Annotated in this window: 11 protein-coding genes; 2 read left to right on the forward strand and 9 right to left on the reverse strand. The window is 38.0% G+C overall.

Going from position 1 to position 12,699, the window contains the following annotated elements; all coding sequences use genetic code 11:
* Positions 1-31: 31 nt before the first annotated feature.
* The 3 genes from VSAL_RS13315 to nfo form a co-directional block, all read right to left on the reverse strand.
* Complete coding sequence (locus VSAL_RS13315; RefSeq protein ID WP_012551021.1) at positions 32-562, reverse strand: hemerythrin domain-containing protein; 531 nt, start codon at positions 560-562, stop codon at positions 32-34.
* Between the two features lie 88 nt (positions 563-650).
* The gene (ung, locus tag VSAL_RS13320; RefSeq protein ID WP_012551022.1) at positions 651-1,325 is read right to left on the reverse strand and encodes a uracil-DNA glycosylase; all 675 of its coding nucleotides are present in this window, start codon (positions 1,323-1,325) and stop codon (positions 651-653) included.
* Entirely contained in the window at positions 1,326-2,174 is an 849-nt protein-coding gene (nfo, locus tag VSAL_RS13325) for a deoxyribonuclease IV (RefSeq protein WP_012551023.1), read from the reverse strand.
* Between the two features lie 361 nt (positions 2,175-2,535).
* Between nfo and grcA the strand changes: the two genes are divergently transcribed.
* Complete coding sequence (grcA, locus tag VSAL_RS13330; protein WP_012551024.1) at positions 2,536-2,913, forward strand: autonomous glycyl radical cofactor GrcA; 378 nt, start codon at positions 2,536-2,538, stop codon at positions 2,911-2,913.
* A gap of 155 nt (positions 2,914-3,068) precedes the next feature.
* Here the strand turns inward: grcA and thrC are convergent, their stop codons facing one another.
* From thrC to VSAL_RS13350, 4 genes are all read right to left on the reverse strand, one after another.
* On the reverse strand, positions 3,069-4,352 hold the full coding sequence (gene thrC / locus VSAL_RS13335) for a threonine synthase (RefSeq protein WP_012551025.1): 1,284 nt from the start codon (positions 4,350-4,352) through the stop codon (positions 3,069-3,071).
* Positions 4,349-5,305, reverse strand: coding sequence for a homoserine kinase (gene thrB / locus VSAL_RS13340; RefSeq protein WP_012551026.1), 957 nt, complete (start codon positions 5,303-5,305; stop codon positions 4,349-4,351). Before thrB ends, thrC begins: the two co-directional genes overlap by 4 nt.
* A 1-nt stretch (position 5,306) precedes the next feature.
* Positions 5,307-7,766 (reverse strand): bifunctional aspartate kinase/homoserine dehydrogenase I, encoded by a 2,460-nt coding sequence (gene thrA / locus VSAL_RS13345; RefSeq protein ID WP_012551027.1) that lies wholly within the window; start codon positions 7,764-7,766, stop codon positions 5,307-5,309.
* A 394-nt stretch (positions 7,767-8,160) separates the two neighbouring features.
* A complete protein-coding gene (locus VSAL_RS13350) occupies positions 8,161-8,637 on the reverse strand; it encodes a putative 4-hydroxy-4-methyl-2-oxoglutarate aldolase (protein WP_012551028.1) in 477 nt (158 codons plus the stop codon).
* A gap of 443 nt (positions 8,638-9,080) precedes the next feature.
* Between VSAL_RS13350 and arcA the strand changes: the two genes are divergently transcribed.
* The gene (arcA, locus tag VSAL_RS13355; RefSeq protein ID WP_012551029.1) at positions 9,081-9,800 is read left to right on the forward strand and encodes a two-component system response regulator ArcA; all 720 of its coding nucleotides are present in this window, start codon (positions 9,081-9,083) and stop codon (positions 9,798-9,800) included.
* Between the two features lie 74 nt (positions 9,801-9,874).
* Here the strand turns inward: arcA and VSAL_RS13360 are convergent, their stop codons facing one another.
* Together VSAL_RS13360 and arcB are read right to left on the reverse strand one after the other, a co-directional pair.
* Positions 9,875-10,321, reverse strand: coding sequence for a hypothetical protein (locus VSAL_RS13360; protein ID WP_012551030.1), 447 nt, complete (start codon positions 10,319-10,321; stop codon positions 9,875-9,877).
* 9 nt (positions 10,322-10,330) lie between these two features.
* Positions 10,331-12,697, reverse strand: a complete 2,367-nt coding sequence (gene arcB / locus VSAL_RS13365) for an aerobic respiration two-component sensor histidine kinase ArcB (RefSeq protein ID WP_012551031.1) — start codon at positions 12,695-12,697, stop codon at positions 10,331-10,333.
* Positions 12,698-12,699 lie beyond the last annotated feature (2 nt).

Below are 12,699 nucleotides of genomic sequence, written 5' to 3' on the forward strand. Positions count from 1 at the left end.
GGAGAGCACTAACGCTCTCCTTTTTATCAATCTAAGCTCTTACCTGTTCCGCTAATTGAACATAGCGTCTATGCACTCTTTCACCAAACACAGGATCGTCTTCCTCCACCCATCCCTTTTCTAAATTACGCCAATCAATCTCAGTTAACTGCGCCTTTAAAAAAGGAAATACCTCTTTTTCTTCTAGTTCAAGATGTCGGCGAATGCGTTTCGTAAATGCAAGTAAGTGCTCTCTAAAAATATCTTTCGGGACAATCGCATCCTGTAAAATCATTTCAAGTGTTATTGAAAAATCAACAGTATCTGCAGAAAGCGTATTGTGTTCATGCAATAAATTGGTCAGTGCTTTATTCTCGCCATACTTATCAATAAAATATTGATAGATCCTATCTTCTTTTGGATGATGATTTTTTTCAGCAAAAGACGATAGATAATCAACGCTTTCACGTATTACATTATAATTGACTGTCTTTTCTTCCTCTAACCGATTCAGTTTTTTATCCAACAACTGAATAATTCGGTTAATGTAACCATGATCTTTATAAATACTATCTATAAGCATCCTGTCCTCCCTTACTCTGTCAGGTGATTACCTTTTGAGTCTAACGTATTATTAAAGGAGCACCGCTTTTCAGTTCAACTTTTAACCACTAGTCCAATGTAATTGAACTCCAGTTGATTTCGGATAAGTTTTTCTCTCGCAGCAATTCATTTGTTTTAGAAAAGTGCTGACAACCAAAAAAACCTCTTCTTGCCGATAAAGGGGAAGGATGAGGAGCCACTAAAATAGAGTGCTTCATTGCATCAATATTAATGCCTTTTTTTTGAGCATGAGCCCCCCATAGTAAGAAAATAATCCCTTCTTTTTTTTCATTTAATTGCTCAATGATGCTGTCAGTAAACGTTTCCCATCCTAACTTTGCATGAGAATGAGCTTGTGATTCTTCAACGGTTAATACCGTATTAAGTAACAAGACCCCTTGCTCAGCCCAACTTTCTAAATAACCATGTGTTGGTGGAATAAAACCCTCAATATCTTCTGCTAATTCTTTATACATATTGCGCAGAGAAGGCGGGATCTTAACTCCTGGTAATACAGAAAAAGACAGCCCATGCGCCTGCCCTTCTCCGTGATAGGGATCTTGACCTAGAATGACAACGGTAACGTTATTAAATGGCGTCAATGAAAAAGCAGTAAACACATCCTCTTCTTTGGGGAATATTTTTTTTCCTTGAGAACGTGCTTCGTTTATATACGTCATCATTTCTTGATAATACGGTTTTTCTTTTTCCGTTTCTAAAATGTCATTCCAAGATGTGTTCATTTATTTTTTCTCACTGAGTTCTTTAAGTTGAGCGATTTCATCCTTCCAAATATCAGGGTTTATCGTCTCTAATACTAAAGGAATGCCATTAAAACGATCATCTTGCATAATGTACTTAAAGCAATCCCATCCAATCGTGCCTTCACCTAAAGATTGATGGCGATCGACACGACTGCCTAGCTCAATTTTGGCGTCATTGATGTGCATACCACGCAAGTATTGAAAACCAACAATACGTTCAAATTCAGAAAAAGTATGCTCGCAAGCCTCTTTAGATCTTAAGTCATAACCAGCGGCGAATGTATGGCATGTATCAAGGCATATACCGACACGAGACTTATCTTCAACTTGACTGATAATCTGAGCTAAATGTTCAAATTTCCATCCAAGATTCGTTCCTTGGCCAGCCGTATTCTCAATCACAGCAATCACATTCGGCACGGCTTGATGCGCGAGATTAATGGATTCAGAAATAAGGGTAAGACACTCATCTTCTGAGATCTTCTTTAAATGGCTGCCTGGATGAAAATTGAGCAAAGTGAGCCCTAATTGTTCACAACGCTCCATTTCATCAATAAATGCCGCGCGAGATTTCTCTAGCTTTTCTTCTTCTGGCGCACCAAGATTAATTAAATAAGAGTCATGCGGTAATATTTGAGAAGGTTCAAATCCAAAACGCTTACAATTTGCTTTAAAATCAGAGATGATCTTTTTTGTTAACGGCTTAGCTACCCATTGGCGCTGATTTTTAGTAAATAATGCAAACGCTGTAGCCCCCATTTGATATGCACGTTTTGGCGCTTGATCAACACCACCGGCCGCAGACACATGTGCCCCAATATATTTCATCTCTGTCTTTCCTTTCAAAATTAACTTCGGTCCATTATTACGGTAAATGCTTTATTTGTCAGTACTTCTCTGCTTTCTTGGACGGAAAACAGAGAATATCAAAATAATATAAAAATCCAATTTTGTAGTAAGTTTACTACAAAATAAGCTCATACCAATAAAGTAGTAAGCTGAAATTTTCGTGCCACAAGCTAGCTATATGGTGTTTTATTGATTTAGGATAAGATTTTAAAGATGAATTAATTGTCACTTTTTGTTGTTTTTTGACCTATATCAATATACAAAGTAAGGGTATCATGTATATAATGTGACCCATAAGATATTTACAAAATAACCACAAAGTGGACTAGGAGAAAGTAAAATGATCACAGGTATCCAAATTACTAAAGCTGCAAATGACGATCTTCTTAACTCTATCTGGCTACTAGATAGCGAGAAAAATGAAGCACGTTGTGTTGTTGCAACTTCAGGCTTTGAAGCTGACCAAGTTATTGCAACAAGCGCACTGGGCGAATACGAAAGCCGTGACGTTGCTATTGAAAAAGCACCAAAAGTTGAAGGTGGCCAACATCTAAATGTTAACGTTCTGCAACGTGATACATTACAAGACGCAGTTAAGCACCCAGAGAAATACCCACAGTTAACTATCCGTGTATCGGGTTATGCTGTACGTTTTAATTCTCTAACAACAGAGCAACAACAAGACGTTATCGCACGTACTTTTACAGAAACTCTATAATCTAGACTTTCCTAAATAAAAAACGGCACTCATTGCTCATGAGTGCCGTTTTTCTATATAAAAGCCTCTTCAATACTGACTAATTAGTTAGCATTTAAGAGGCTTTTTATTAATGGCATATCCATTCATATGCCATTACCGTATCGCTTTCGCCTTTATTGAACTTTACGCAATACTTCTTTTAGATCATCAAAGTTATTAGCAAGATCTTCAGACAATAACTCCATTGCATTATGTTTCGCTAATGGCGCTGGAAGATCAAGATCTCCGCCTAAAATATCATCGACAACTTCTTTAAACTTAGCGGGATGGGCTGTACATAAAAATAAGCCAATCTCACCCTCAGCTAATTGCTCATTCAAAATACGATAAGCTATCGCACCATGAGGTTCACATAAGTAGCCTTCTGCATGCATTTCTTTTAATGTTTCTGCACTCTGAGCATCAGTGACTGCACCTTTACCTAGCGTTTCAAGCCCCCAGCCTAAACGTTGGCAAAGCTCTTCAATACGAGGCCAGTTATTTGGTTGGCTCACATCCATGGCATTTGAAATTGTAGGAATCGTTGTTTTTGGTTCCCATTGCCCCGTTTCAAGATAACGTGGCACCGTATCATTTACATTTGTCGCAGCAATAAAGCGTTTAACAGGTAAGCCTAAAGACTTAGCTAATAAACCCGCTGTTAAGTTACCAAAATTACCACTTGGTACTGAAATAACGACATCATCACGCTTTTCTTTTGGTAGCTGAGAAACGGCTTCAAAGTAATAACAAATTTGAGCCATTAAACGACTAATATTAATTGAGTTAGCTGAGTTTAATCCAATTTCTTTACGTAAATCGGCATCATCAAAAGATTGCTTAACCAATGCCTGACAATCATCAAAGTCACCATCAACGGCAACGGTATGAATATTGCCACCCAGAGTACAAAATAGCTTTTCTTGTAATGGGCTTATTTTACCTTTCGGATATAAGATCACGACATTAATATTATCCATACCATAAAAGGCATGAGCAACAGCAGCTCCAGTATCACCAGATGTCGCGGTTAGAATCGTAATTTTATCATTCCCTTCTGTCACTGCGGCTAAAGACTGAGCCATAAAACGGCCACCAAAATCTTTAAACGCTAATGTTGGACCGTGAAATAATTCTAGTGCATAAACGCCATCTTTAACTGCGTGAATAGGTGCGGGAAATTGAAATGCATTCTCAACCATATTTCTAACAGTATCTTGTGGCAATTCATCACCAATAAACGCAGATAAAATCTTAGTACTACGGGAAATAAAATCGTCGGCCAGAAGTGTATCTATATCATCAAACGTAGGCAGTTCAGATGGAAAAAACAGTCCTTGATTACGACCTAAACCTTGGCGAACGGCTTGGCCAAAAGAGACTTTCTCATCGTTTTCTTTTATGTTGTACAACTTCATAATTTACTTCCTGTTACTTGTGAACCTTGCTTGTCTAAACGACAAACATGGACAAATCCTTCGTCATTTTGAACGTAATTATCTTGCAACCAACGAGATACTCTTTCAGCAATATCTTTATCTTTACAAATACTAAATAGAGTTGGTCCTGACCCAGAAATTCCTGTTGTTAATGCACCTGCAGAAGCGGCATAAGCGCGAGCTTGAGCAAAATTAGGTAATAAGCGTTCACGGTAAGGTTCAGCCACCACATCTTTGATCATTTTCGCGGCTAGCTCTGGTTGCTTTGAATAACACGCATGAATAAAGCCTGCGAGATTTCGACCATGAGCAATGACATCTTGACGACGATATTGAGAAGGTAGAATTTCACGAGCTTCCGCCGTTGATACTTTAATACCCGGGTATGCCATCACCCAATACCATTCATCGAAACAAGGGACTTCTTGACTAATAATACCGAGTTCTTCAACCATTAATTGCAAACCACCAAGATAGCATGGCGCCACATTATCATAGTGAATCCCACCTGATATCTGTCCTTCCATCTCCCCCATTAGAGCAAGGAGCTCCATTTCAGTTAATGGTTTATCATGAAACTGATTTAATGCATCAAGTGCAGCAACAATAGAGCAAGCACTAGAGCCTAAACCAGAACCAATTGGCATGTTTTTTTCTAGTACCATATGAATAGGTTTTAACGTTACGTTTTTAGTTTCAAGCTCTCTTGCAAACACTTTCCAACAATCATAAACAATATTGTCTTGCGGATTTTCTGGCAATTTATCAACAAAACGACCTGATGTGGCAAGAGTGAAAGCGTCAGAACCGGATTCAACAAGAACTCTATCTCCTAATAGCGAACCATCAATAGGAGAAACCGCTGCACCAAGTACATCAAACCCAACACTTACATTACCAATCGATGCCGGAGCATAAACAACAACACTCATTTTATACTCCTAATTTCCAGCCAAGGGTGCGCATAAGATCAGAGAATACGCCAGCAGCAGTTACTTCTGTTCCTGCGCCATAGCCTCTTAATACCAATGGGATTGGTTGATAGTAACGACTGTAGAATGCCAATGCATTTTCACCGTCTTTAATCTTAAACATAGGATCATCACCATCTACGGCAGCAATTCGAACCTTACATTTCCCTTCTGAAATTTCACCGACATAACGTAATACTTTGCCTTCCTCTGCGGCTTTAGCTGACTCTTGAACAAAATATGCATCCGCTTCTGGAAGACGAGCCATGAATTCATCAATAGTTCCTGAGTCATCAAAGCCTGGTGGTAATGCTTGTTCAACCTCTACGTCATCTAATTCAATTTCAAGGCCAGATTCGCGAGCAAGAATAAGAAGTTTTCGAGCCACATCCATACCAGATAAATCATCTCGAGGATCGGGCTCAGTAAAGCCATTTTTTTTCGCTACATTCGTAGCGTCACTTAATGACATGCCTTCGTCTAGCTTGCCAAAAATATAAGACATAGAACCGGATAAAATACCATTAAACTTTACAAGCTCATCACCAGCAGCAATTAGGTTTTGTAGGTTTTCAATAACAGGTAAACCTGCACCAACCGTCGTCTCATACATAAACTTACGTCGCGTTGCACGTGCTGCATTACGTAACTGATGGTAATAGGCCATAGAATCGGTGTTCGATTTTTTATTCGGAGTAATAACGTGAAAACCTGCCGATAGAAAATCAACATATTGAGCAGCAATACCATGATCAGACGTACAATCAATAATCACAGGGTTAATAATATGGTTACGCTGAACCAATGAGATTAAACGAGCAAGACTAAACTCTTCGGTCGCATTACCCATTCGGTCACGCCATCCGTCCAGTGAAATCCCTTTGCTGTCCAATAATAGACCTCGACTATTTGCCAAGCCACAAACTCGAATTTCGATGCCTTTTTGAGACAGCTTTGGTTGTTGTCGTTTAATTTGTTCAACTAACTCACCACCAACACCACCAACACCTACGACAAAAACATCTAAGAAATGCTTACTATTGAAGAGATTCTCGTGACACGCTTTAATTGATTCAGACACTTTATCTTCAGGAATGACGGCTGAAATAGCTCGCTCAGAAGAGCCTTGAGCAATAGCAATGATATTAACGTTCACTTCTGTTAATGATGTAAAGAATTGAGAAGCCACACCTTTTGATGTTCTCATGCCATCACCAACTAGCGTTACGATAGCAACATCATTAATAAATTCAACGGGTTCTAATAAACCGTCTTTTAATTCTAATTCAAACGCTTCGCGTAATACTTGCTCTGCTTGTACTTTATCCTCAGCCTCAATACAAAAGCTGATACTGTACTCAGAAGAAGACTGAGTAATTAAGACAATAGAAATACCAGCCGTAGACATTGCACCAAATACACGGCTTGCCATACCAACCATGCCTTTCATGCCAGGGCCACTGACGTTAACCATCGTTAAATTACTTAATGTCGTTATCCCTTTAATGGCTAAATTATCTTCACCTGTATCTTGGCCAATAAGCGTGCCTGGACCTTGAGGGTTAAAACTGTTTTTAATTAGGCAAGGAATATGAAATTGAGCAATAGGTGCGATGGTTTTAGGATGCAAAACTGAAGCCCCAAAATACGACAATTCCATTGCTTCTTGATAGCTTAAAGACTTAAGTAGACGAGCATCATCAACTAATCGAGGGTCACAGTTATAAACACCATCAACATCAGTCCAAATCTCACAACACTCGGCACGAAGACAAGCGGCAAGCACCGCCGCTGAATAATCAGATCCGTTACGCCCTAAAGTAAGCAATTCACCTTTTTCATTCCCTGCAGTAAAACCAGGCATGATATTTACGTGCCCTTTAGGAAGAGGTTCATTTTTAAAATTCAGCGTCGAAATATCAACATCAACAGCACCTTCTAAAAAACTACCACGAGCATAAAGATATTTAACTGGGTCGATAAGGCTTGCTTGTTGCCCTTTAGCTTCAAGTACCGCCTTCATTGTAACGACTGAAATACGTTCGCCTTTACTGATGATTTTTGCATAGACATTATCAGGGCACATACCTAATAAACTAATACCATGCACATATTGGCGAAGTTGAGAAAGTGAATCTTTTAGCTTATTTTCAAGCGTTTTAAGATCGACTTGTGGAAGTGCGGTAGAAATACCATCAAACAACTGAATAAAAACAGCTTCTAATTCTGAAATTTGTAACTCAGCTTCTCCATTCGTTAATACGTTATCAACGACTGAAACTAACTTATTCGTTACCTTACCCGGTGCCGATAAAACAACAGAAACATCTTGCTGTTGCGCATTATTGGCAATGATATCTGCGGCACGTAAAAAACGATCTGAATCTGCTAATGACGAACCACCAAACTTTAATACTCGCATCTCTATCCTCCCTAAAAACGAGTGTTACTGCAGTATCCTTACTGCTTCTAGCATGATAAACGTTTCAGTAAATAATGAAAGAATGCAGTTAAGAATTAGTAACTAAATTGCAAAAAAAAGCCCGCTCTGATAATCAGTGCGGGCTTCTTTAAAATACTTATGCGTATCAGCCCACCCCAGCAACCATGGTGCCGGTAATTGTTGTGGTAATAATCATTGAGCTGATAATGAACATATAATAAAAACTCTAAAATAAATGTTTTCGATATACAATAACTACCTTACGTCCCTCTAACAAGTCAATGATAAATTTACTCATTTACATAACAAAAGAAGAATATATCGTTGCAAGCTATTGAATATAATCTATTAAACAAGCATTTAGTTTTTGCAATTAAATTAATAATTCTTTGCTTATCAAGACACCATTGAGATCTGCGTAGATATAATCCCCAGGTGGGATAACTTGAGTATTAACCGTAATTGACACTTGTTGCTCTCCAGCGCCTCGTTTTTCTGTTTTAAATGGTGATGTGCCCAATGCCTTGACTCCTAGTGGCATTGTTCTTATTTCACCGACATCACGAATAGCCCCATATACGATCACACCTTCCCACTGATTATTTACAGCAAGTAGTGCAACTTGATCGCCAAGAAGTGCTTTTTGGCACGAGCCATTGCCATCAATAAAGAGCACTTTCCCCTTACCATTTTGCTGCAATACTTCACGCACAAGTGAATTATCTTGATAGCAACGTACAGTGACAATCTCACCGTAAAAACACGCTCGACCACCAAAATCTTTAAATTCGACATCAATAAGTTGAACGCGGTCTTCAAATTGATCACAAATATCAGGCAATAAATCCATTTTATATTCTCCTTGTTTATTAAAACAAACCTGCTTAACAACATTAGCAAGTATTACATCTCCATAAATCGCATAGAAATTTACAATTTTACTATAAATATGTTCCTATATTTATTACTACACTCTAGTGGTATCGATTGCTATTGACCTAAATCAATAAAATGTATGGAAATAAAAATCGCTTATTGTTAGAGTGGTGTTAAGGGATTAAAATCTATCTTCTAATCAAGTTTTAGATACTAATTCAAAAAATTAGAGCTTTATCATGTTATTGATTATATATTCAATGACAACCAAGGATGGCGTGCCGTTTAGGTTTCTATTCTTCAATATATATTTTAGTCTACGATTGAAGAGTCTATTTCCTATTTGTAAATTTTTTATTATAGAATTAACACCGTTAATTCTACTTTTGACTTTAATCAGTTAGTTAGGTACCGCCCATGCAAACCCCTCAGATCCTAATCGTTGAAGATGAACACGTTACTCGTAATACACTAAAAAGCATTTTTGAAGCAGAAGGCTACAATGTATTCGAAGCAAGCGATGGTGAAGAAATGCACACTGTGCTTTCTGAACAACAGCTTAATCTTGTGATTATGGACATCAACCTTCCAGGAAAAAATGGCCTTCTTCTTGCTCGTGAACTTCGCGAACGTGGTGATATGGCTCTTATGTTCCTTACAGGTAGAGACAATGAAGTTGATAAGATTTTAGGATTAGAAATCGGTGCTGATGATTACATCACAAAACCATTTAATCCTCGCGAGCTGACTATTCGTGCACGTAACTTATTGACTCGTTCAATGAATCAAAGCACAGCCGTTGAAGATAAAAAACTGGTTGAGCGTTATACATTCAATGGTTGGACTGTTGAAATCAACAGCCGCTCTCTAGTTAGCCCAAGCGGTGAAAGCTACAAGCTTCCTCGCTCTGAATTCCGTGCCTTACTTCACTTCTGTGAAAACCCAGGTAAAATTCAGACTCGTGCTGACTTATTGAAAAAAATGACAGGCCGTGAGCTAAAACCTCATGATCGTACTGTTGATGTAACTATTCGTCGCATCCGTAAGCATTTTGAATCAGTAACAGATACTCCTGAGATTATCGCTACTATTCATGGTGAAGGTTACCGTTTTTGTGGTGATCTAGAAGAGTTATAATAGTTAACTCTTTCTGAAATAAAAATGCCCCGCTCTATTTAGATAGACGGGGCATTTTTGTATCCGGTATTAAATTAATACACAGTATCAACCGAAACATTAGTTTGAATTATCCATTCATCATTAACTTGAACAGCAATATCCAGCGGCTTACTTGCATCCAATACATGAAATGATTTCGCTGCTATTTCCCAAGAATGATTGTTATGAACGCGCACATCATATTCTTCTTCATCAATCACCCACGACTCTTCACCTTGACGAATAACCACCTCGACGATCTCAATATCAGGGTCTATAACCTGATTTGAAGTCAGTGTCAGTGCTAAATTCAGCTTACTTTCATCTTCTTCACTGCCAACACTTGGCATTTCGTCAATCCAAACCGCTGAGTTTAATTCTATTTTTGAATTCATTAACTCAACTTGGTTATCTTGTTGCCAATCGATGTTGTCTTCAGAAGTCATCTGACAACCAGCAAGTCCGATTATGACTGCGGTTACTATCATTATTCTTTTCATTATAGTTCCTTAATTTTGTCGCTGCTTTAACCAACTTTTTAGTACTTGAATATCATTTTCATATTCATTTTTAATTTCTTCAACCCAATCATCAATATTCTCCCACCACGCTGGTAAATCTGGAGACTGTGCTTTTTGGGCCACTTGTTGAATATGCTTTAAACCAATGGATCCCGCAGCCCCTTTCATTTTATGAGTCTCAAATACAATGCCATCTTGATCTCGTGCTGTCATGTTTGAATCAAGTATTTGAATATATTCTTTCATACTGCTTTCAAACATTTCGATGCTGGTATAAATAGGTTTTGTACCAACTATCTCGATGTACGACTCAAGCATTTCTAAATCGAGTAAAGTATCAATTAAATGCTCACTCTCAAGTTGTTCTGCCGTTTTAATTTGAGCCACTTTATTTTCTTTCTCTCTCTCTTTTTCATCGGAGATAGAGAACAGTTCAAGTACTTCAGTTAACGCTTTAACACTTAACGGTTTGCTGATGGCTTCATCCATACCTTTTTCAAAGTATTCGTCTTTTTCTTTTAATAAATTAGCCGTTAAAGCAACTAACGGTGGTAATTCCTCATATTTTTCTCTAAATATTTGAGCGACATCAAATCCAGTCATGTCAGGTAATTGAATATCTAATAACGCTAAATCATAGTTTGTGGGATCAAATTGATTGATTGCATCTTCACCACACATAGCCACATCGACGGTATGACCTAAACTTTCAAGCAACGAACGAGCGACGGTAATATTCAGTTCAATATCCTCAAGCATAAAAATTCGCAAAGATTTTGCACTTTTCATCTCAGGCATTGCTTCTTCTTCTTCAACATGATCAACCAAGGGGACGTTGATAGAGACAATAAACGTACTACCAAACCCGACATCACTGGTTACTGTAATGTCCCCTCCCATCAAGTTAATTAATTCTTTAGATACCGCTAAACCAATACCAGTCCCTACTGCATGTAAATTATCTTTGCCTTGTTTCACCTGATAATACATAGTAAACACATTTTCTAATTCAGACTCAGGGATCCCAATTCCTGAATCTTCCACTTCAAAAGTTATATCTGCATTGTCACCGTGTATATCGGCACTCACGGACATCACAACTCCGCCTTCTTTCGTGAATTTAGTCGCATTCCCGATTAAATTCCAAAGAACTTGTCGTAAACGAGTACTATCAACACAGATATGCGCGGGAAGGCTCGTTAGTCTTTCTAGATCAAAACGCAGCCCTTTTTGCTCTGCCATTAATCCTGATATATTTTCCATTTCAGTAACAAAACTAATAAAATCAAGAGGCTTAGGTAATAGTTCTAATCTACGGCGATCAAATTTATCCATATCAATAATATCGTTAAATATATTACCCAAAGTGATCGCACTGACATTAATAGTTCGCATATAATTATGTTGTTCATCATCAAGACGGGTATCAAGCAGCATACGACTTAATCCGACAATACCATTAAGTGGTGTTCGTAATTCATGACTGATTGTTGATATAAATGTTGTTTTGTCACGACTGGCTTTTTCTAGGGCCTCTTCGTAACTTTTACGATCCGTTATGTTTCGTCCAAAACCAACCAAACCTAAGTGACGACCATCTTTACTATAAAAAGGGATTTTGCTTAATTCAAAACACGCTTTTCTGCCATCAGGATAATCAAGCCACTGTTCATACGTTAATGCTTGGTTCTCTTTAAGAACTTGTCTATCGGTATCAATGACTTTAGTCGCGACTTCAATGCTATAAACATCTTTAGGTGATAATCCAATCAGTTCTTTTTCAGATTTACCGATGAGATCCTCCATGGCTTTATTACAGCCAGAGAAAAAACCTAATTCATTACGGTAATAAATTATATCGGGGGAAGTATCAAGGTAAGATCGCAATAACGCAGTTTGCTCAGCTAATTCTAATTGTGCTTTTTCTCGATGAAAGACCTCATTTTCCAAATCCCCCATCGCTTCTTGGCGAGCCTCTTCTGCTTTTTCTCGCTCTTCTATTTCTTGATTCAGTTTTTTGACGTTACCTTTTAATTTTTTATTTAAATCAAGATCACGAGTTCTCATTTCTTCTAATTTACCAACCAATTTAGATAAGCGTTGACGAGAATCTTCTAAGTGTTCAACGACTACTGATAAAAAGAAAACAGCCCAAGGAGTGATCAGTAAACCAAAAAAAACAGATCGTACAATGTCTAAATCATTAACTTCACCACTCAAGACGAGAGTCACTCCAACTTGAACAATGACAGCTAAAGCAACAAGAGCGATGGCAAGTAAGAGACTAAAACGGACGATCCCAAGCCTAACCATAAGATCGACATAAAACTGCGCAAGAATTTTTAACTGCTTCATAG

This window comes from Aliivibrio salmonicida LFI1238 (assembly GCF_000196495.1).
In the GTDB taxonomy this organism is placed as follows: Bacteria; Pseudomonadota; Gammaproteobacteria; order Enterobacterales; family Vibrionaceae; genus Aliivibrio; species Aliivibrio salmonicida.

What these genes read in the sequence shown, in the direction of transcription:
- thrA (WP_012551027.1), bottom strand. Translation starts at nt 7,766, where the DNA reads ATGCGAGTATTAAAGTTTGGTGGTTCGTCATTAGCAGATTCAGATCGT.
- ung (WP_012551022.1), bottom strand. Translation starts at nt 1,325, where the DNA reads ATGAACACATCTTGGAATGACATTTTAGAAACGGAAAAAGAAAAACCG.
- VSAL_RS13315 (WP_012551021.1), bottom strand. Translation starts at nt 562, where the DNA reads ATGCTTATAGATAGTATTTATAAAGATCATGGTTACATTAACCGAATT.
- grcA (WP_012551024.1), top strand. Translation starts at nt 2,536, where the DNA reads ATGATCACAGGTATCCAAATTACTAAAGCTGCAAATGACGATCTTCTT.
- nfo (WP_012551023.1), bottom strand. Translation starts at nt 2,174, where the DNA reads ATGAAATATATTGGGGCACATGTGTCTGCGGCCGGTGGTGTTGATCAA.
- VSAL_RS13350 (WP_012551028.1), bottom strand. Translation starts at nt 8,637, where the DNA reads ATGGATTTATTGCCTGATATTTGTGATCAATTTGAAGACCGCGTTCAA.
- thrB (WP_012551026.1), bottom strand. Translation starts at nt 5,305, where the DNA reads ATGAGTGTTGTTGTTTATGCTCCGGCATCGATTGGTAATGTAAGTGTT.
- VSAL_RS13360 (WP_012551030.1), bottom strand. Translation starts at nt 10,321, where the DNA reads ATGAAAAGAATAATGATAGTAACCGCAGTCATAATCGGACTTGCTGGT.
- arcA (WP_012551029.1), top strand. Translation starts at nt 9,081, where the DNA reads ATGCAAACCCCTCAGATCCTAATCGTTGAAGATGAACACGTTACTCGT.
- thrC (WP_012551025.1), bottom strand. Translation starts at nt 4,352, where the DNA reads ATGAAGTTGTACAACATAAAAGAAAACGATGAGAAAGTCTCTTTTGGC.
- arcB (WP_012551031.1), bottom strand. Translation starts at nt 12,697, where the DNA reads ATGAAGCAGTTAAAAATTCTTGCGCAGTTTTATGTCGATCTTATGGTT.